Source organism: Flavobacterium tegetincola DSM 22377, from assembly GCF_000425485.1.
Classification (GTDB): Bacteria; Bacteroidota; Bacteroidia; order Flavobacteriales; family Flavobacteriaceae; genus Flavobacterium; species Flavobacterium tegetincola.
The window spans coordinates 40,077-60,458 of sequence record NZ_AUDN01000025.1 but is presented as its reverse complement, the minus strand read 5'-3'; the positions used below and the strand labels follow the sequence as shown (position 1 = coordinate 60,458).

Sequence of the window (20,382 nt, the reverse complement as noted above, 5' to 3'; positions counted from 1 at the left end):
CCGTTTTTATTTTTATTCCATAAACAATGCTTTCAATTCTGTAGCTTCCGATGGTTTCATTTTTCCGGCAAGCACTAAACTCAACTGTTTTCGTCTTAAAGCCGCTTCAAAACGTGCTTTTTCTAATTCGGTTTCGGGGATAATTGGCGCCACTTCAATAGGTCTTCCGGTGTCATCAACAGCTACAAATGTATAAATGGCTTCGTTTGCTTTGGTTTTATTTCCCGATTCACGGTCTTCAATCCATACGTCAATAAAAATTTCCATCGAGCTTTTAAAACTTCTAGAAACTTTTGCCTCTACGGTAACCACACTTCCTAAAGGCACGGCACGATTAAAAGCTACGTGATTTACAGATGCAGTAACCACAATTCTACGGGAATGACGTCTTGCAGCAATACTGGCAGCGCGGTCCATTCGGGCAAGTAATTCGCCACCAAATAAATTATTTAAAGGATTTGTTTCACTAGGTAAAACTAAGTCAGTCAGGATTGTTAAGGATTCGGAAGCAAATTTTGGCGTCATTTGTTTTTTTAGCAAAGGTACTCACGTAAAAACAAAAATCCCGATGAAACACCGGGATTTTTTATTAATCTTTATATTGCAATTATTTTATAAACTTAATTTCGATACTGCTTTTTTAGTAGGATTTCTTTGCGAACTTGAACTTCATACACTTCAAAACTCAAATACAGTAAATAAATCGTTGCAAAATTTGCGGTTAATTAAATATTAATCTTTAATCAACAACCAAGCTTCTCGACTTTCAGTTCTGTGAATTGCTTTCAACGCCTCTTGCGATTCGGCATACGTGCTGTAACTTCCGTAAAGCACAGGAACTAAACCGTATTTATTACGTCCTAATATTTTTCCTTTAAAACCTTTCGCTTCAAGTATTTTAAGCTGTTTTGCCGCATTGGCTTCACTGCTAAAAGCACCTGCAACAATATGATAGGCTTTCTTTTCTTCTTTTACGGTTAAAGTTACGTTTGGTAACGGATTTTCAATAAAAAATGTCGCTTCTTGAATTTTATTTTGCACGTCCTTTTGCACTTCAGTTTGCACAAAACGCAACTCTTGATCCATTTGATCATTGTACATTTTGTAACCCACACTTCCTGCAGCGGTTAACGCTAAAATGAAAATTGCCGCATATTTTAAATAAGAAGTTCGTGATGCAGTTACTGTTTCAGGAACCAAGACAATTGGTTCTGTTGCCACTGCTTCTGGCATTTTCTCTATAATTTCTCTTTGTACCAACGGGGATACAAAAGAATTTAAACCAAAAGAGGCGGTATTGAAATTAACTTGACTCGAGGCTTCAAAACTCAATGTTCCAGAAGTGTTGAGGTGCAATGTTCCCACTGCATTTAAAACAATATTTTGCTGATTTAACAATGCGTTTTTCCAAAGCGAAACCTCTTTAGAAATATTTTGAACGGCCATTTCATATGCTACTTTTTCAGCTTGCGCAATGTGAGTGGCTAGAAGTCCGTCGTTGTTTTTTAAATTGGCATTAAATGAAACCACTTTTTTCGGCGGATAAAAAGTATTGGTGCTTTCTACCAATTGAGCCGGCTGGATTTCGGTCAAGAAAGCTCCGAATCCAGGTACAGTCACACATTGGTATCTGTATAAAAGTTGCGCGATATAATGTTCCATCTTCATAACAGCAAAGTTAGATATTAAGGTGTGGCCACAAAATTTTATCAACAAATTTTATTAACAATTTAAAAAAATAGCTTTAATTTGATATTCAAATATTTGCCATGACCGAACAAGAATTATTTTCGCTTTTAGCACTCCAAAAAGTAGAATTGGTAGGTGACGTGGTGGCTAAAAAGCTGCTGAATCATTTTGAAACTGCTTCAGAAATCTTCCATGCAAAGGCCAATAAACTCACTTCTATTGATGGAATAGGATCCATTTTAGTACAGAACCTGAAAGACAAATCGGTGTTTCAAAAAGCAGAAGCCGAATTGAAGTACATTCAGGACAATAATATTGATGTTCATTTTTACAAAGATCATTTGTATCCCGAAAAGCTCAAGCATTGTTTTGACGCACCCATTTTACTATTTTCGGCAGGAAACATAAATTTGCAAAAGCGCAGAATCATTAGTATTGTGGGAACACGCCAAGTTACTTCGCATGGCGCTGAATTTTGTAGAAATTTAATTGCTGAAATCGCTCCTTTAAATCCAATCATAGTTAGTGGTTTTGCTTATGGTGTGGATATTGTAGCGCATCAAGCGGCCATGGAACACGGTTTGCAAACCATCGGAGTTTTAGCGCATGGTTTAAATCAAATGTATCCGGCTTCTCATAAAAAGTACTGCAAAAAGATGGAGGAAAATGGCGGATTTATGACGGAATTTTGGAGCTCAAGCAATCCCGATAAAGAGAATTTCGTAAAACGAAACCGGATTGTTGCTGGAATGACGGAAGCTACCATTGTTATTGAATCTGCCGAAAGAGGAGGTTCTTTAATTACCGCAATGTTGGCAAATGATTACAACCGAGATGTTTTTGCCGTTCCTGGAAGAATTACCGATAAATTCAGTTTAGGCTGCAATAACTTGATTAAAACCCAAAAAGCAAACTTACTAACGAGTGCCGCCGATTTAATTTACATGCTCAATTGGGACATTAAAGAATCTAAGAAAGCCATTCAAAAGCAACTATTTGTGGATCTCCAGCCCGACGAACAAATTGTCTACGATTATTTGTTGCAAAAAGGGAAAGAACTTATGGATACGATTGCCTTGGATTGTGGATTTCCTATTTATGTGTTGTCGGGAATGTTACTGAATATGGAATTGAAAGGAGTAATTAGACCTTTGCCGGGGAAATTGTTTGAGTCAATATAAAGAAATAATACCTCAATTTCAAATTCGAAAAATAATTAGATAGTAAAAGTTTGCAATTTGAAAACTTTTGAAATACATTTGTACCATGAAAATCCTTGTAAGGAAAACAATTTTATTTTACACCGATAAATATCCAATTGCAGAAATGCCGTTATTGATTTGGTACAGTGAATTTACAAAACAAGATTTCAATAATTTCAACGAACTCAAACGAGTATATGGAAACGCAAGTATTGTTAACAATGAGCGAGTTGTTTTTAATATAAAGGGAAATGATTTTCGATTGGTCGTTTCAATAAAATTTTTACAAAATGCATGTTATGTAATTTGGTTTGGAACGCACAAAGAATATGATAAAATCAGTGTAGAAACTGTTTCTTTTGACACAGCAATTTTAAATTTTAAATGGAAGTAACTATGAAATGGAAAGTCTTAAAAACAGAGGACGACTATGATAAGGCGTCCATGCGATTAATGGAAATATTTCACGCAAAAGAGAATACAGCGGAATTTGATGAATTAGATTTACTAATAGTTCTAGTTAAAGATTACGATGATAAATATTATCGATTACCTGAACTTGATGCTTTAGAGGTCATAAAATATAAGATGGCGGAAATGGGAATTAAAGCTAAAGATCTTGAATCGGTTATTGGAAGTAAAGGACACGTTTCTGCGATTCTTTCAGGCAAGCGCGAAATTACTTTAAAAATGGCTCAAAAATTAAAAAATTATTTTAGTATTCCAGCAGAAGTATTTTTGCATAGTGTTTAATATATTGCAATAACCATTACTAACTCGCTATCCATTAGTAATAATGAAATTGATATTTCCGAATTTTCTTCAAAATTTCAAAAGCTTGTCTATATTCGATAACATCAGTTTTTAATCGCAAGCCACTTAATGCAAGCTGTGTACGTAACTCTTTTAAATTAAAAAGCGACACTAAATCAATAGCATCGCTTTTCAATATTTAAATTCTAATAAAATTTATTCCATCAATGTGATCTTGCGTTCTACAGAAGTATTTTCTCCAGAAACAGCATTTCCACTTGCATCCATAAGCGTTAAAGTGATAATATTTTCTCCCATTGGAAGTCCAGTGATTTGGTACGGTCTCCATTCATCAAGTAAGAAATCTTGACCGTTTACATTTGCTTTTACCTTGAAACCGTCTTTCGCTAAAGTGGTATTGACTACAAAGAAATCAAGTAAAATTGCTTTTGTGTCTGCTCCTTTATATTCGCCTTTTGGACGGCTGTAAAACAACATTGGTTCTGTTGGAACAGCTAATTTTTCGTAGGCTCCTTTGTCGCTAATTTTGAAATGCTCTACCACAAATGCATCTTTTTCTTTCAAAGATTCATGGTAGGAACGCGATAAGAATGAAAGTAAATAGTGTTCACTTCCTTTTTTCAATTTCACTTCATGTTCTGGTTTATACAAAGCTGCATAAGGCGTATTGTCCAAAATGTAATGGATGTGTTGTCCTTGACCCGAATTTGCCATATGTTCGCCATTATGACCTTCAGTGTGCATTGTCAGTTCAAAATTAGAAACCTTGTACATGGTTTTCAAACTTACAGAATCAGCATTTGCAGCTGTTGCTACTTGTGAGCTCACCATTAATTTTGCACCCGGAAACATTTTTGAATCTTCAATAGGAGTGATGGCAATTTCAGATTTTGCTGGAGTTTCAATCGTAGTTTCAACTGTTGTATCAGTTTTTGCCTCCTCTTTGCAAGAAGTCATAGTAGCAAGAGCAAAAGTCAAAAGTCCTAAAGTGGACATGTTTATTTTTTTCATAATTGTGTTTTGTTTCGTTATTTCTTATAAAATTATACATAACAATCGGCTTAAAAGAAATGTGGTTATTAAAATTTTCTTAAAAAAATTGTAATAACCACACCCTAAGCTTTATAGTGCTATATGAAAGAGTTTAAGAATACCCCAATTTCTCTCGAACTCTACTTAAAACGCCATTGGCAACTGTTTTTGCTTTTTCAGCACCTAATGCCAAGGCTTCATCAATTTCATTTTTATTAGACATGTAATAGTTGTACTTCTCACGTTCCGTTTTAAAACGTTCTGTAATGAGTTCAAATAAGGCTTGTTTGGCATGACCCCAACCAAAATCTTGATTTACATTTTTATATTTTTCCGTCAGTTCCGCAATTTGAGTTTCGGTTGCTAATAATTTGTAAATAGCAAAAACCTTACACGTGTTGATGTCTTTTGGATCTTCCAGAGGCGTACTGTCGGTTTCAATAGACATTACTTGCTTGCGCAATTTCTTGTCTTCCAAGAAAATATTAATAATATTATTGGCTGATTTGCTCATTTTTCCACCATTAGTTCCGGGAACATATTTGGTGTCTTCTTGCAAATAGGATTCAGGTAACACAAAAGTTTCGCCCATTTGATTATTGAAACGGGAAGCCACATCACGGGTAATTTCAATGTGCTGCAATTGGTCTTTTCCCACAGGGACAAACTCGGCATCGTATAATAAAATATCAGCCGCCATTAACATCGGATAAGTAAACAATCCAGCATTAACATCGCTCAATCTATCAGATTTATCTTTAAATGAGTGTGCCAATGTCAAACGTTGGAATGGAAAAAAGCAACTCAAATACCACGACAATTCTGCTGTTTGAGGCACATCGCTTTGACGGTAGAAAGTAACTTTAGAAATATCCACGCCACAAGCAAGCCAAGTTGCCGCCGTACTGTATGTGTTTTCTCTTAAAGTTTCGCCGTCTTTTATTTGTGTAATAGAATGTAAATCAGCGATAAAAAGAAAAGTTTCGTTTTCAGGTTTTCTAGATAATTCAATTGCAGGAATAATTGCACCCAAAAGATTTCCCAAATGAGGCGTTCCTGTACTTTGAATTCCCGTTAATATTTTTGCCATGGTCAAATTAATTTCCGCAAAGGTACCGATTTTCGTAAAAAGTAAAGATTGAATTCTTACATTTGAACCACTTAAATTAATCAAATTTACCTAATCGTTTAATTAAACACCATCGCTATGCGGTTTTTTAAAGTTATTTTCTGGACTCTTTGGCGCATTTGGTTTTACATCATGATGGCAATTCCTATTATTGTCATGTTTCCGTTACTGTTTATTTCAAGTTTGAAAGAAGAATGGTATCCGCATTTTTTTAGACTAGCACGTGTTTGGGCAAAATTCACGCTGTATGCTTCTGGATTTTACTATACTGTTGAAAGAGAAACCAAGTTACAGAAAAGAAAAAGCTACATGTTTGTGGCCAATCATACCTCAATGACCGACATTATGCTGATGTTGGCTGTAGTGAGAAATCCATTCGTGTTTGTTGGAAAAATGGAATTAGCCAAAATTCCATTGTTCGGATATTTCTACAAGCGAACTTGTATTTTAGTGGATCGTTCCAGTTCTAAGAGTAGAATGGCAGTTTTTGAACGTGCTCAAAAAAGATTGAACAGTGGTTTAGGAATCTGTATTTTTCCAGAAGGAGGCGTTCCTAGCGATGAAACTATTGTATTGGATGAGTTTAAAGACGGCGCGTTTAGACTGGCAATTGAACATCAAATTTCTATTGTTCCATTGACATTTGCCGATAATAAAAAACGTTTTTCATATACATTTTATAGCGGAAGTCCGGGAATTATGCGGGTAAAAATGCATGAACCCATTCCTACTTTAGGAAAAGAACTGAGTGATAAGAAAGAAATTAAAGATGCTACGAGAACGGTTATTTATCATCAGTTGTTAAAGTTTAACGCTTAAGTTAAAACGGCTTACCACTAAAGCAAGCCGTTGAAAATATGCTTTTTAGGGTTGTTTGGTTAAGATTATTTCATTAGGAATAGTAAAATCAGGATTGGAAACAGGTATCGGATCACCCTCATTAACTTCTACACCATGTGTCCCTCGATTTTTTTATGATTAATCGCAACCAGTGGAGGTTACTGTGTTAGTATTAATCTGGAAATGTATTCCAATTCCAAGTCACTGCTATTAATTGAAACACAATAATAATTTTCACTCAACTATATATCTAGGATAATTTACCTGAATAATTTTATATTTATTTTTAACTTTTGAATCTAAGTCGATAATAAAAGTAGTTCTTTTTCTGCGATAAAAATCGGTGTATATGTAATAATGATATTTTTTAAGAAATCTTACATCTATAGTTCGCTCAATATTTTTGGTTATAAATGACTTTCGTTTATACATAATGAGGGGTTCTCGGAAATTGACCTTTTCATATCCTATTTCATCATAAATTTGAAGAGGGAAAAATTGAACATTAAAAAAATTATAACTGTTATACTTACTTCCTTTTTTATTGAAAGCATTTTGCTCAAAACCATCTAAATCAGATTTATAATATAAGATAAATATTGTGTCAAGATCTTTTATTTGCTCGTAGGTATTAGGCATTTTATCCAGACACTTTATTTTTTTTAATTCATGATTAATTTGAGCAAAACTGAAGTAACAATTTGCAAATAATAGAATCAGTAATAATATGGTTTTTTTTATAATATTATAAATTAAAAAGGCCATCATTCATATATTGCTTGTAAATATAAAATGCATCTGAACCTTCTGGAAATAATGATTTAAAACTATCAATCTGTTCTAAGCCTTGGTAGCTTAAATAAGTGAAATAAGTATTGTAATTCCAAGTGATTGGAACAGTTAGAATTCGATATTATTCTCGCAAAAAATCGCAAACCTTACTTAATTTATCAATAAACTTATAATCCTTAAAATCTTCTACTTTTTTTAATGGTTTTTCAGTGTAGTACTCAAAAATATCCTTGTCAATTGAATACTTGGAGTGAATTAAACTAGTTGATAAGTTAGATTTCATTCTCTGGGCATCAATTTTCTTTAATAAAGCAAATACTATCTCTTCAGTATGTATTTGTTCATCATATTTAATACTCGCTTTAGGAACTAAATAAAACTCGCTGAAATCGGATTTATAAGTATTTCTACAATATATAATTTCATTTTCAAATAGGGCACGATTTCCCTCGTTACATAAAATAATTTTAAAATACTTAGTGCCCGAATGTTTTCCAAAGCTGATGTGTGAATACTCTTGCTTAATTCCATTAACAACTATGGAGTCTTTAACAACATAGTCTTGTGCACTCAAATTACTTGCTATCATAATTAATATAACTTGAAAATAAATAAATTTAATTTTTATTCTAGTATCCATATGTCTATTCTTTCTATTTGCAAATTAAAAAAACAATCAAATGGGCAAGGTTGCCAACCCAAATGTTTTGTTCCTATTTTTGTTAAGTGCTTTTCCTGAAAAACATAATTTTCATTATCCTCTCTTTTTTCTGTTAATTCTTTTCATTGTCTGATAACGGATAATAATTTTTGCCATATAATTCTGTTTTTCTTTGTACTTCACGCTTAAACGCTTGCTTTGCAATTGAATCTAATTCTCTACTTATGTAGTAGTGTAAACAAGTTGAAGATATGTAATTTTTATGTTTACTTATGTCGTTAGCAGAAGGAAACTCTTGAGAATTGAAATATACTTCTTTCGGTAGGTTCTTAATAACCTTCTGTCCAATTAAAATAGTCGAATCAATATCCAACAAATCAATTGCATCATAAGTGTTGAACCAATCTTCTTTATCCATTAATATCCAAATACTATCATTTTTGTATCCTTCTCTGATACAGCTATAAAAAACATTGTCTTTGTATGCGGTAATCCACGAGTTACTTACTTTGCCATACTTATAACCTTCACCTTTTCCAAAATCATCACCAAAATAAGCTTGATTTGGCATTTTAGAACAAGAAAATATAGCAATTAAAAAACTAAAGTATAATATATTTTTCTTCATAGTTGTTTGTATAAAAAGTAATTTTTAATTTAAAATCCATATATCTATATGTTCAACAGGTAGTTGAAAATTACAATTTCCTAGACAGTAATTATCATTTATTAAATCTGCATGTCCAGACAAGTTTGAACCTCTGGCAAGTTAGAAAATTTTTCACCATTTGTTCCACCATCGCTACCAGTAAATGAAAGATGCTTATCGTTATATGGAGTGGCAGAAGTTGCAGGATTTGTCCCGAAGGTTTCTCGCATCCATTTATTTAAAGATTTCGCATTTAGGAAATAGTTTTATCATCTCCACCTTCAATATATTGACATATTATATCATCTTGACCTTTCAAATTCTACATTTGCAATAGAATCTAATTCTCTACTGGCAAAGAAAGACAAGCATCCATTAGTAATAGCTTTATATCCATCTAAATCTCCATCTTTCAACCACGCGGATCTATCTTCAATGATTTTAGAATAACTCTTTCCTATCAAATCTGTCTTTGATGAAATCTTGAAATCACCCAAAACTTCAAAATTTAAAGACGGAGATGCATCCTTTTCAATCTTAACTCCACTATGCTTAACACATTCATAAAAAACACTTGACTTGAATGCAAAAATCCATTCTTGCTTTTCTTTATCTCTAAAATTATCTTCTTGATTTTGATTTTTGGGCACTTTACAAGACGAAAACGTTAATATACCCAAAATCATCACTATTTGTTTTTTTCTCATAATTGTAATTTTATTCTAAAATAATTACTGGAGAATTAACCTCCCTTAGTATTACAATATTCTTTTTATATTCCGCCGTATCAATAATGAAGTATATTTTATCCGTTCCAAATAGTGACTTTACAAAAATATTGTTTCCATGTTTTCTCATGAACCCTACATCAATCGTGTTTTTTTGTATCGTTTTTAAAAATTTTTTAGGTTTACATAGTACTTTTGCATCTCTAATTTTAGTATTCTCATAATGACTATCAACAATAACCTCTGATTTAAAAAATATTGTTTTCAAGAACGAATATCCATTATTATGATATCCTTTAATATCTAATTTCCGTTGATCAACACTTGCTTCAAACATGACATAAATGGTATCTTTTTTCAGGATATTATGCATTTCCTGAGCAGTTGAATAATTAGTTATAAAAATTGCTAGTAAAATAATATTTCTCATCTTTTAATAGTCTAAATTATAATGTGCATTAATATTATATTGATAATATAGGAATTTTTCATCTGAACCTAAAGGGTATTGAATCTTGAACCCTGAACAATTTGCTAAACCTTGCAAGCTAAGATATTTTGCATAGGTATTCCAACTCCAATCAACAGGACTTGAAGAGGGAGGGGTTTGATACAGAGGCATATTTTCAACTGCATCACGGTTTGTACCAGAAGTTAAATCATCAAGTAAGTGGTAAAGAAATTTCCCTCATAATTAGGGTGTTTAAAGTATTAAATTTTTACTAAATTAATAAAAAATTTCGTACAAAAATAAATACTTTAAAATTTAACAGTTGATTTTAAATTGATTTTCCAACTAAAATAAACCTTAGTATAAGCTCCTATAATTAAAACCTAAAACTTACTCCCGTATACAATCCCACAAAATAGGGCTTGAAATTTCCGGCATCACGGCTAAAAGTATTGAATTGGTACTTGAAAGTCGGTTCAAAGTGCGCCTCAAAAGAGTTCCAAAATTTATAATTAAAACCCACGCCAGCGTTTCCGCTAAAATGAATGTCGTTTAAGTTATTGGCTTTCCCCAAACTCATCGTCGTATTGGCAGATTGCACAGAAACCGAATTTTCATTGAGAAACAAAGTACTCAAACCTCCAATTACACGTACGCCAATTTTACGATCCACCACTGCATAGGAAAGTTCCAACGGCACTTCATAATAACCCATTCTTTGGTTCAAAACACCACTTTCAGTATTCAACAAGTTGTCTTCAAAAGGCCGTAATGCCGCAATATTATTGGCACTAATAACTTCAATATTTGATGTAGCCATGGTAGTACTTAAATTACTCACGCCCGAAGAATTGATTCCGCCAAAAAACACCACATCGTTAGTTCCATAACCTAAACTCACTTTATTTACGCCACTCCGAACCGATAATTTTTTATTTACTGCATATTGAACACCAATTCCAACGCTCAAATTATTTTCAAAAGTTTTACTATTGCCTTCAAATTGCGCTTCAATCGGCGAACCATTACCAGCGGAACTAAAAAATACAGGAGCCACATTGGTGGTTACATTCCAACGGTTTATTTTAACAACGGCAACTGCAGTTTCTTTCTCATTTTTCTTTTTCAAAATTTCTTCTAGAGGATTGGGTTCCGCAACTAAAGTCACTGCTAAAGCGTCTTTCTCCTTTTGCAATGCATCATTATTTACGCTGGAATTTCTGCTTTTATCAGCAATTTTTTCTTTGTTTATTGAAATATAATCGTCCTCAAATGAATTTTCACTCCCAACGCTTTTAATGTAATTATTTGAAACTATTTGATCAATTTCGGCCTTTTGATTTTGAATCGCATTTGACGCCGATTGATTTTGAGTAGATTTTTTAATCGCAGTATTTTCTACAGCAATTCCATTTTGTTTTTTGATTGCACGACTATTTAAATTGCTTTTGACGATTGTTTTTTGACGAGTAATTCTAGTGCTTTTTGTGGAATTTTCTTCTACATTAATTTCAGTTGGGTCTTCCACTGCAATCTTTGTTTCAGTTGGAACATTTGGTTTTTCGGCATCGGATTGCTTAGTTTTTTCTGGTGAAATTACTATTCTTGTTTCAGTTTCGGATGGCGACCAAAACGTATTGAATGCTAAAAAAGCGAGTAAAAACCCAGCGGCAATACCGGAGAATTTCCACCACAACGGAATTACTTTTTTTCGTTTTTTCTCGTGTAAAGCATCGTGAATGTTGCTCCAAATTTGTTCATCTGGAACGGCTTCAAAATCTTTAAAACGCTCCTGAAACAAGCGGTCTATGTTTTTCTTGTCATTCATTTTGTCGAAGGTAATTTATTTTTTCCAGTGTGTACGTCAATTTTTTCCTTTAAAATCATTCGGGCTCGAGCCAAATTAGATTTCGTGGTTCCCGTTGTAATCTCAAGCATTTCAGCAATTTCTTTATGCGAATACCCGTCCAAAACATACAGATTAAATACCATCCGATAACGGTCCGGCAGTTCTTGAATTATTTGCATCAAATAATCCAAAGAAACGTCTTCATCATCAAGTTCTGGAATTTCATCTTCCGCGACATTGTCATTGACCACTTCCAAAAAGCGTACTTGGGTTCGGTATTTTTGCAAGGCATTATTGATCATAATGCGTTTTGCCCAGCCTTCAAAAGAGCCTTTGAACTGAAATTGCTCCATTTTTTTAAAAATAATAATAAAACCATCTTGTAAATTGTCCTCCGCTTCCGCATAGTTGGTGGAATACTTCAAGCAGACGCCAAAAAACTTGGGAGCAAATAATGTATAAATTTGCTCCTGAGCTTTGGCGTCATTTTCTTTACAAGCAATAATGAGTTGGTCTAAACCCACAGGTTTTTATTTTTTTTAATTGATTATAGGAACAGTTACGCTTTCAAAGAGGGCTTCTCCTGCCTCATCTTCGCCTTTGTAAAATTTAAATACGTATGGCGTGTCGCTCAAAATTTCAAATTGAAACTTCAATTCCCTCGAATCTTCATTTGGAACTGCTTCGCAATTGTTTTTATTTGCCACTATAGTTTGAATGGCAATCGTACGAGTGGAACCTTCTTTCTCAAAATAAAGAGTAGCATTTCCGTGGCAATCCGTGGGCCTTTTGTAGGTTAGCGTGACGGTATAAATTTTCCCAAATTCAAAGGATTCAGGTAAATCATTACTTTCGACGGGCAAAATCTCGTAGTAATAATCGTTAGCTCCATCATCAATTGAGCAGGAAAGTGCAAGGAAAGATACAAAAAGTAGTAGGAATATTTTTTTCATTTTTTAAAAGCTTTTATTTTAAATAAGGATGAGATATTCCTTTATAGGTTGCGTTTTAAACCAAAAAAAACCGCTCCAATTGCTATTGAAGCGGTTTTTTTGAACTATTCTCTCGCTTGTGCGAAATTAATTGTTGTTTTCTTTAATTCTATCCTTGATTTTTACTTCAAGTTCGTCAGCCAATTCTGGATTGTCTTTAATCAATGACTTTACAGCGTCACGTCCTTGTCCTAATTTGGTATCACCATAACTAAACCAAGATCCTGCTTTTTTAACGATTTCAAATTCAACCGCTAAATCTAAAATTTCACCTGTTTTAGAAACGCCTTCGCCGTACATAATGTCAAATTCGGCGACTTTAAATGGTGGAGCCACTTTGTTTTTAACCACTTTTACTTTGGTTCTGTTTCCAATAACGTTGTCACCGTCTTTAATTTGAGAAGAACGACGAATGTCTAAACGGATTGAGGCGTAAAATTTCAATGCATTTCCACCCGTTGTAGTTTCAGGATTTCCAAACATCACTCCAATTTTCTCTCTCAACTGGTTGATGAAGAAAACGGTACAGTGCGTTTTGCTGATTGTTCCTGTTAATTTTCTCAATGCTTGCGACATCAAACGTGCGTGAAGACCCATTTTAGAATCTCCCATTTCACCTTCAATTTCACTTTTTGGTGTCAATGCGGCAACCGAGTCAATAACGACAATGTCAATTGCTCCTGAACGAATCAAGTTTTCTGCAATTTCCAATGCTTGTTCTCCATTATCCGGTTGTGAAATAATTAGGTTTTCAATATCAACGCCTAATTTTTCAGCATAATTTCTATCAAAAGCGTGTTCTGCATCGATAAATGCAGCAATTCCACCTGCTTTTTGAGCTTCTGCAATGGCGTGAAGTGTCAAAGTTGTTTTTCCAGAAGATTCTGGTCCGTATATTTCAATGATTCTTCCTCTTGGATAACCACCCACTCCTAATGCTAAATCGATTCCCAAAGATCCCGAAGAAATAGTTTCTACTTCCTCAATGGCTTTGTCACCCATTTTCATCACCGTTCCTTTTCCGTAGGTTTTGTCTAATTTGTCAAGTGTTAACTGTAAGGCTTTTAACTTGTTTTCCTTCTCTGAACTTGTTTTTTCTTTCATGGTATTGGCACTTATTTTTCGTAAAAATACTTAATTTTAGAATGTGAATTACTTATTTTAAATTTATTTTGGGAGGTGTTTTGCGCTGTAGATTGTTATTTATTTTTATTAGGGTTTTGTCTTGTATCAAATACTCGACAGATATAAATTTTAGTAGTACCTTCTCGATAAGTTATTTTACAATGATTGTAAAATATTTTTCTGTAATTACGAGACAAATAATCAAAGTCTTTGTCAACGCTGCCTAAATCTGTAAAGTTTTCATTATCTAAAATCTTGACAGCTTGAGCAATGCTATTAGAAATTAAAATTGCTTTTTCAACACCATAGAGTATTGAGTTGAAACGTGTGATTTTATCTATATCTTTTAATGAACGTGCTGTCCAATTAATAGGTTTTTTCACGGTTTCCAGTTTGCGATGATTTTTTCAGCCTCTTCTTGGCTGTAAAGTCTACCTTCTCTAATATCATCTTCAGCTTCTTCAATCATCTTTTCGTTTTCAAGTTGAATAGCATATGTTTTAGCCATTTCATAAAATTTCTTTATGAAGTTGTCGTCTGCCTCATTTATTAGAGTATGTAGTTCTTGTTTTAATTCTAAAGTACTCATAATGAAATTTTTTTGTTTGTAAACAAATGTACAATTTTTGTTCCAAATTATAAATTGCAATTTAAATGATACTCCGCTCTTCGATGGTCTCTGACCTCGAAGCTTTTTATCTTCTGTTAAAAAGATGTCTCCAGTTTTAAGCTTATTGAAAAAATTATATTTCTGCGAAGTCAGAAACATTCGGCGCGTCGCGGTTTCTGATATAAAATTTAGGGAGCGGATGTATTAGTTATAATATGAAATAATTTTATACTGATTAGTAAAACACCGAATTAAAGCAAATATTTGTACCATGATAATTATCACAATTAAATTCTTTAATATGAATTTGTTCATTAGGCAAAAAGTAAAATATTAAGGATTCACAATCTTTTGATTTAAAAATCGCTGTCTGAAAATCCTTTGAAATTATTGCACTACCAGATATCTCTCCCATTTGATATTTATTACTTACTTGGAGAAAAAAATTAATTTGGTTAATTCCACCTTTACTGATTCGAAGTTGTGCATTATTTATTTCGCAATTTATATCTTGAAAAAATGTAAAATTGCCATATTTCATTTTACTGTGATGAGTATCTTCATCATTTACAGAGGCGTCTCGATAATCATTGTAGTCATCATCATATCTATATTCATCTTCAAAATAATTATTTTCTTCTTCAGTATCAAAATTTTGAAAATTTGAATGACTTACAGTATCAACATAATATGTAGGATCTTCATCTGAATTATTTTCATATTCATAATCATCATAATTTTTTGAATCTACCTTCGTTTTAAATGTGTTTTCTTCTATTATAGTAGGTGAAGCTATTTTATTATTTGAGTTTTTTACGGACCAAACATTATAAGCATATAAAAATCCCATAACGACTATAAATAAAGTTGTAAAAGTAAGGCAACCACGATCATTATTAGATTTAGAATTGTTCTGTGGGATTACTATATTTTTCGCAGGAATTTTTTGTTCTTTACGTAAGCTCATTTTATCTAATGCAAATAAATAAGAAATTACAATTGTAACAAATTGTAAAATAATAAGCCAGCTTGTGAAAACAGCAAATATTGTAAAGACGGAAATAACAACTGCTGTAATATCCAAACTCTTACGTCCTAAATAAGATGTTAAGAAAATGATCCCAAAAATTATTACTTGAATTATAAAAACTTCCATTATAAAGTACTGTTATTTAATGAAAAGGAACTTTTGTCTAATTATAAAAAAACAATTAGTCTCCAAATATAAATAATTTAATCACACAATCTTAAATGTTCTCTGATCTCGGAGCCGCTTCAGCAATCATTTTATCATGCTTTAACCGTGTTCGTTTTGATAGACTCATTTCATTAAAAATTAGCAATTAAAAAATTTTATCTACTCAAACCATGCAATCTCGCCACATATTTCCCAATGACATCAAATTCCAAATTGATTTTTGTTCCTAATTCAAAATGCTTGAAATTATTATTGTATAATTATGAAAACTACCTGATTTATCTATAGGAAATCAATTAAATAAAAAACAGGTCTTGAAATTAATCAAAACCTGTTTTTTAATTTTAAAACCAAATTATCCTTTAATGATATTATAGCTTTCAGTTGCTCCAAAATGTTCAAAAAGGACAATATAATTTCCATTGGCTAAGCTGGAAATATCTATTTGTGTGGGAATTATTTTATTTGAATAAGATTGAACTAATGTTCCAGAACTTGTAAAAATACTAATATTTACTTTTTTTATCACTAGAGGTGCAGGTATTGGCATACCAGTTATTGGGTCAATCGTTCCTGGTGGATAAAACCAAGGCGATGAAGGTTTAATATCTATTGTAAGTAAACCACTTGAAACGGGATTGGGAGATAATATAAAATTTAAACCAGAAACTGAGTTTGATGGAGCAGAAGTATCACAATCAGTATTACATCTGTTCATGTAAAATTCTAATTGTTTCCAGTCACTCCAACCGCAGGAGTTTCTAGCTCTAACTTTAAAAACAAAGTTTTTATTGCAAACCGTCATTAGGCTTAAGTTGCCACTTGAAGGGCTAACGCCCCAATTAACATTTAAAGTTATTTTTTCCCATTCATATTCTAAAATTGCATTTGAGTCAAATAGTACTTTCAAACTAATACCATTACAAGAAATGCCTCCGTCCATAGAAGAAATGTTTGGTTGGTTAGGATTATAGCCAGATTGGTTACCTACAGGAACTAGACTGTTGAATTGTGGAACTCCTACCCAGATATTTTTGGTTACAGATGTACCATTTTGAAAAGTTGCTTTAATAAAACCCTGACCATTTCCTACTTTATTTACATTTATAGAAAAACCATTGCTGCTTGTAATTTGCAAATTAGAAGATTTAGTCCAAACCGCATTACTAGGAATTTTACAAATATCTCCAAAAGTGTAGGTTGCAGATGTACAGATCGTTCCAGGGCCAGTTAATGCTGTAGCATTAAGAGGAAAACTTGGTGCTTGAGGACTATTATCAAGTTCCTTTAGTAACCAATCTTTACTTTCTTTAGTAAATGAAATATGGGCTGTGTTTTTAGCAATACCAAAGTAACTATCAAAAGGTGTTAACTTATTCGTGGGACAAATTAGATTATAATTTAAGGGTGTAGCCCAACTCTGATTTGGATTTAGAATTGCTAATGATGAGAATGTAGGAATAAAAGAATTATTTGGATTAAATTCTCTAAGCTGAAACTCACTGCCTCCAAAAGCTTGGCTGAAAGAATGAAGTACTTCAGCTATAATATTAGACAAACTAAAAGAGCTAAAACCACTTATAGATGCACTAGGTAAAGGAATGTTGCTTAGAATGGGTTCGGCTAGCTGGTTTTGAACATCATAATAACCGCCTGGTACATTATCCATTACACCGCGACTGTTAATATTTGTAGCATTTGTCGTCTTTTCTGCAGGACCTTTGAATCTTGCAATTCTTCCACCCTGTCCAGCTGATTTCATGAACATTACTTCCATTGATGCAATATGTATCCGCCATACTATTGACCCTCCAAATGGAAGACCAATTCTAATTCTTTGAAATCCTCTGATATTTAAAACTTTTTCGCCATCATTAGCAAAACTTACTTCAGGTTGACCATTAAGTTTCAATGCTTCTTTTGACCCCGTTAATGACCCATTTACAATTGCAATTTTCCTAACATCTTGAGGCCATCCATCCGAACCTACTTTACCACTTGTAAATTGTTTATTATAATGTTGCTGAAAGTAGGTGTTACCTCTATTTAAAGGTAGTCCTTGAGTCGTAGTTTGTCCGTTTAAAAAATTTGTATCTACTTGATTGTAGTTGGAAATCATAATACTCGGATTCAACACCCATGGATTTAATTTAGGTTTATGAAACTCAATAAGCATTTGTTGCGAAGCAGGAGAAGCTAATTCCTGATTATAGAATGTTTCTGCTGCATCATCTTCTTCTTTCAATAAATAAATTAGTGCTTGGTCGCCAAGAGGTATGTTTGCTCCAAGAAACGGACTGTCTAAACTTGCCCAAAGAGATACATTGTGTTTCCAGTCAGTATTATTAGTTTCTTCAAACTTTTTCTCCATGTAAGACAAAGCATATCGTGCTATTTGTCCTGCCATACTTGGCGATATGATAGCCGTTTTGTTCGTGCTTCCATTTGTCTCTACTTGTCCTTTTATTTCTTGCAATAAGGCAACCACCGCCATAGCATTATTCTCTATATAATCAGCACCACCATCAATTATAACATTCTGGTTGTTTGTAAGGTTTTTCGTTTCATAATTAGGAAAGTTTACAACTATGACATCGAAACCCTCAGCCCTTAATGTTACTAATAGCTCTTTTGGAACTCCATTTTCAAAATACATCATCAAATCCACTATAGATTTATGTTTTTCAGGGTCAAAATTTCCATTAGAGCCTCGATATTGTGACGCACATTTCGGGACTATTGCACAATCGCAATCTTGAATGCGTCTTTTATCTCCAGGGTCAAAACCATCAATGATGATGAGAGGTTTTTTGATGAGTTTTTGGGTATTTCCTGCACTATAAAAAACCCTGTAATCCAATTGTGCTTTAATTTTTGGGTCGGTTGCTATATAGCCTTGAGAAAGTTCTGTTGCTTTTTGTGCTAAAAAATCTTGACGCAAATCTTCAATACCAGTACTGCCACAACTAGCTGTACCACCTGCACCAAGAGTAGTATTGGTAAAATAGATAGCGCCATTAGTTTCTAATGTAGTACCATCATCAAACGTGATTAAAAACTTTATAATTTTAGTTCCATTAGTGCCGTACTGTATGGTAACGCTTTTTTCATTAAAAATTTCGTTATCAATAATATTTTCTATGGTTCCTTCTCCAAAATCAACATCAAGCGTAGTAATTTTTTTATCGCCGTTGGTAAATAGAAATTGATTACTAAAATTAAACTTAACATCAGCTCCCCCAACTGCATCCATTAAAGGTGCAATTACCAAAGTATGCATGGTATAAAAAGGAGGCGTGTTGGGTATTGCCGTAAATCTTTTGGCAACTGTGTCTAATGTCATCCCACCCAATCGCGGTTCATCTACATTATAATTAAGTACATTAAACTCGGTATTTAAAATCCCTACTTCAACAATATTATCAGCATAAGAATCAATTAAAAGTTCTTCTAATTTTTCCAGCGAAATAAATTTAGTAGCATTACTCGCACGGTGCATTTCGAGCAAACTTTGTCTGAAATAACTGTACTCGGCAGTATTGCTATAATCTTTAGCATTATAGTTGTATAAATTGGCTTTTTAATAGGTACGTTCATAAATAATACCCGTCCTAACTGTTGATTGGTCAATATTGACCAGCATAGAATCTAATGCTTTTGGTGCTGCTGCACTGTCATATTGGGCTTGTATGTAAAAAGGAATCAACATACAACTGAATAGAAAAAATAATTTTTTCATAGTTTGGGGTGTTTTTGGTTATTAAAAAAAATTTGTTAACAGATAATTTTTTAAGGAAAATATTTCAAAAATACTGTAAGACTATTGATATCAAATCTTCCATCTGTTATTGAAATTTCGTCATTTGAATCATTAATATTTTTCAAATTACAGTTGAACGTTCCTGATATTATTGTATAATCAGGAGTAACAGATATTCTTGTTATAGTATACGTCCCAGAATTATCATAAGATAGAAATTGTTCATAAGAATTTGTTTCTTCATTAAATACATTACAGTGAATATAATTATTATTCATACCATCGATATTTCTCATTCCGTTAGATTTATCAATTTGATAAGTTCCTATACCATTAGCAACGATATTATGCAAATGGAAAAGAAAACTTGAACTTTTAGGTGTTTTATAATCTAAAATTTTTAATTCGAAATAATCATAAACATCAGGATAACCCCCATACAAGATTGCGCCAGAAAGAGGATTAACTTGGCTTGTGTTTCCACTACGAGGTAGTAGTATTTTGCCATCAATAATACAACCAAAAGTGTTAGCACCTGTTTGAGTTTCGGGCGGGAGTCTTAATACGGGGTCGTTGAGAGAGTCATCGCTACTGCAACTTATAATAAAAGTTGTTAGAAGTAGTAAAAATAGTTTTTTCATAGGTTAAAATTTAAGGGGTTAAAATAACTGTACTCGGCAGTATTGCTATAATCTTTGCTGTTATAATTGTACAAATTAGCTTTTTGATAGGTACGTTCATAAATAATACCTGTCCTAACTGTTGATTGGTCAATATTGACCAACATAGAATTTAATGCCTTTGGTGCTGCTGCACTGTCATCTTGGGCTTGTATGTAAGTAGTGAATAACATACAAATGAACAGAAAAAATAATTTTTTCATAATTTGGGGTGTTTTTTG

At 33.0% G+C, this 20,382-nt stretch carries 25 protein-coding genes and 1 pseudogene; 4 read left to right on the top strand and 22 right to left on the bottom strand.

All coding sequences use genetic code 11. From position 1 onward, the window contains the following. Positions 1–12: 12 nt before the first annotated feature. Positions 13–525, bottom strand: coding sequence for an acyl-CoA thioesterase (locus H602_RS0107545; protein WP_026977473.1), 513 nt, complete (start codon positions 523–525; stop codon positions 13–15). 207 nt (positions 526–732) lie between these two features. Beyond that, the gene (locus tag H602_RS0107535; RefSeq protein WP_342663486.1) at positions 733–1,662 is read right to left on the bottom strand and encodes an HU domain-containing protein; all 930 of its coding nucleotides are present in this window, start codon (positions 1,660–1,662) and stop codon (positions 733–735) included. Positions 1,663–1,769: 107 nt separating this feature from the next. Here H602_RS0107535 and dprA point away from each other — a divergent pair, with 107 nt between their 5' ends. The 3 genes from dprA (at position 1,770) to H602_RS0107520 (ending at position 3,644) form a co-directional block, all read left to right on the top strand. After that, complete coding sequence (gene dprA / locus H602_RS0107530; RefSeq protein WP_026977471.1) at positions 1,770–2,870, top strand: DNA-processing protein DprA; 1,101 nt, start codon at positions 1,770–1,772, stop codon at positions 2,868–2,870. An 85-nt stretch (positions 2,871–2,955) separates the two neighbouring features. Next, positions 2,956–3,285, top strand: coding sequence for a type II toxin-antitoxin system HigB family toxin (locus tag H602_RS0107525; protein ID WP_026977470.1), 330 nt, complete (start codon positions 2,956–2,958; stop codon positions 3,283–3,285). 2 nt (positions 3,286–3,287) lie between these two features. Beyond that, complete coding sequence (locus H602_RS0107520; protein WP_026977469.1) at positions 3,288–3,644, top strand: helix-turn-helix domain-containing protein; 357 nt, start codon at positions 3,288–3,290, stop codon at positions 3,642–3,644. 216 nt (positions 3,645–3,860) lie between these two features. Here the strand turns inward: H602_RS0107520 and H602_RS0107510 are convergent, their stop codons facing one another. Together H602_RS0107510 and trpS are read right to left on the bottom strand one after the other, a co-directional pair. Continuing rightward, entirely contained in the window at positions 3,861–4,676 is an 816-nt protein-coding gene (locus tag H602_RS0107510) for a hypothetical protein (RefSeq protein ID WP_026977468.1), read from the bottom strand. Between the two features lie 133 nt (positions 4,677–4,809). Continuing rightward, positions 4,810–5,787 (bottom strand): tryptophan--tRNA ligase, encoded by a 978-nt coding sequence (trpS, locus tag H602_RS0107505; RefSeq protein ID WP_026977467.1) that lies wholly within the window; start codon positions 5,785–5,787, stop codon positions 4,810–4,812. A 117-nt stretch (positions 5,788–5,904) separates the two neighbouring features. Here trpS and H602_RS0107500 point away from each other — a divergent pair, with 117 nt between their 5' ends. Then, positions 5,905–6,645 (top strand): lysophospholipid acyltransferase family protein, encoded by a 741-nt coding sequence (locus H602_RS0107500; RefSeq protein ID WP_026977466.1) that lies wholly within the window; start codon positions 5,905–5,907, stop codon positions 6,643–6,645. A 255-nt stretch (positions 6,646–6,900) separates the two neighbouring features. Here H602_RS0107500 and H602_RS0107495 read toward each other — a convergent pair whose 3' ends face one another. The 18 genes and pseudogenes from H602_RS0107495 to H602_RS0107415 form a co-directional block, all read right to left on the bottom strand. Further along, positions 6,901–7,434 (bottom strand): hypothetical protein, encoded by a 534-nt coding sequence (locus H602_RS0107495; RefSeq protein ID WP_026977465.1) that lies wholly within the window; start codon positions 7,432–7,434, stop codon positions 6,901–6,903. Between the two features lie 145 nt (positions 7,435–7,579). After that, positions 7,580–8,098, bottom strand: a complete 519-nt coding sequence (locus tag H602_RS0107490) for a hypothetical protein (RefSeq protein WP_026977464.1) — start codon at positions 8,096–8,098, stop codon at positions 7,580–7,582. A gap of 133 nt (positions 8,099–8,231) precedes the next feature. Further along, positions 8,232–8,747: a hypothetical protein gene (locus tag H602_RS0107485; RefSeq protein WP_157504968.1), complete on the bottom strand. Its 516-nt coding sequence runs from the start codon at positions 8,745–8,747 to the stop codon at positions 8,232–8,234. Positions 8,748–8,848: 101 nt separating this feature from the next. Then, entirely contained in the window at positions 8,849–8,998 is a 150-nt protein-coding gene (locus tag H602_RS19870) for a hypothetical protein (RefSeq protein ID WP_157504966.1), read from the bottom strand. Between the two features lie 72 nt (positions 8,999–9,070). Next, positions 9,071–9,475 (bottom strand): hypothetical protein, encoded by a 405-nt coding sequence (locus H602_RS0107475; RefSeq protein ID WP_026977462.1) that lies wholly within the window; start codon positions 9,473–9,475, stop codon positions 9,071–9,073. A 10-nt stretch (positions 9,476–9,485) separates the two neighbouring features. Then, positions 9,486–9,926: a hypothetical protein gene (locus tag H602_RS0107470; RefSeq protein ID WP_026977461.1), complete on the bottom strand. Its 441-nt coding sequence runs from the start codon at positions 9,924–9,926 to the stop codon at positions 9,486–9,488. A 397-nt stretch (positions 9,927–10,323) separates the two neighbouring features. Then, positions 10,324–11,775 carry a porin family protein gene (locus H602_RS0107465; RefSeq protein WP_026977460.1) on the bottom strand — a complete coding sequence of 484 codons (1,452 nt, stop codon included), beginning with the start codon at positions 11,773–11,775 and terminating at the stop codon, positions 10,324–10,326. Then, positions 11,772–12,320, bottom strand: a complete 549-nt coding sequence (locus H602_RS0107460) for an RNA polymerase sigma factor (protein ID WP_026977459.1) — start codon at positions 12,318–12,320, stop codon at positions 11,772–11,774. The genes H602_RS0107465 and H602_RS0107460 overlap by 4 nt, the downstream gene beginning before the upstream one ends. A gap of 15 nt (positions 12,321–12,335) precedes the next feature. Then, complete coding sequence (locus tag H602_RS0107455; protein WP_026977458.1) at positions 12,336–12,749, bottom strand: hypothetical protein; 414 nt, start codon at positions 12,747–12,749, stop codon at positions 12,336–12,338. Positions 12,750–12,875: 126 nt separating this feature from the next. Further along, entirely contained in the window at positions 12,876–13,892 is a 1,017-nt protein-coding gene (gene recA, locus H602_RS0107450) for a recombinase RecA (protein WP_035759139.1), read from the bottom strand. Between the two features lie 95 nt (positions 13,893–13,987). Next, the gene (locus H602_RS0107445) at positions 13,988–14,296 is read right to left on the bottom strand and encodes a type II toxin-antitoxin system RelE/ParE family toxin (RefSeq protein ID WP_245574933.1); all 309 of its coding nucleotides are present in this window, start codon (positions 14,294–14,296) and stop codon (positions 13,988–13,990) included. Then, a complete protein-coding gene (locus H602_RS0107440) occupies positions 14,293–14,502 on the bottom strand; it encodes a hypothetical protein (protein WP_026977455.1) in 210 nt (69 codons plus the stop codon). The genes H602_RS0107445 and H602_RS0107440 overlap by 4 nt, the downstream gene beginning before the upstream one ends. A 256-nt stretch (positions 14,503–14,758) precedes the next feature. After that, complete coding sequence (locus H602_RS0107435) at positions 14,759–15,679, bottom strand: hypothetical protein (RefSeq protein ID WP_026977454.1); 921 nt, start codon at positions 15,677–15,679, stop codon at positions 14,759–14,761. A gap of 197 nt (positions 15,680–15,876) precedes the next feature. Further along, positions 15,877–15,975: pseudogene (locus H602_RS20340) on the bottom strand (riboflavin synthase); the annotation flags it as partial. A gap of 101 nt (positions 15,976–16,076) precedes the next feature. Further along, positions 16,077–19,220, bottom strand: coding sequence for a T9SS type A sorting domain-containing protein (locus tag H602_RS0107430; protein WP_026977453.1), 3,144 nt, complete (start codon positions 19,218–19,220; stop codon positions 16,077–16,079). An 81-nt stretch (positions 19,221–19,301) separates the two neighbouring features. Then, the gene (locus H602_RS19860) at positions 19,302–19,460 is read right to left on the bottom strand and encodes a hypothetical protein (RefSeq protein WP_157504963.1); all 159 of its coding nucleotides are present in this window, start codon (positions 19,458–19,460) and stop codon (positions 19,302–19,304) included. A 50-nt stretch (positions 19,461–19,510) separates the two neighbouring features. Continuing rightward, a complete protein-coding gene (locus H602_RS0107420) occupies positions 19,511–20,122 on the bottom strand; it encodes a Riean_0653 family protein (RefSeq protein WP_026977452.1) in 612 nt (203 codons plus the stop codon). Beyond that, complete coding sequence (locus H602_RS0107415) at positions 20,119–20,364, bottom strand: hypothetical protein (protein ID WP_157504960.1); 246 nt, start codon at positions 20,362–20,364, stop codon at positions 20,119–20,121. The genes H602_RS0107420 and H602_RS0107415 overlap by 4 nt, the downstream gene beginning before the upstream one ends. Between the last annotated feature and the right edge of the window lie 18 nt (positions 20,365–20,382).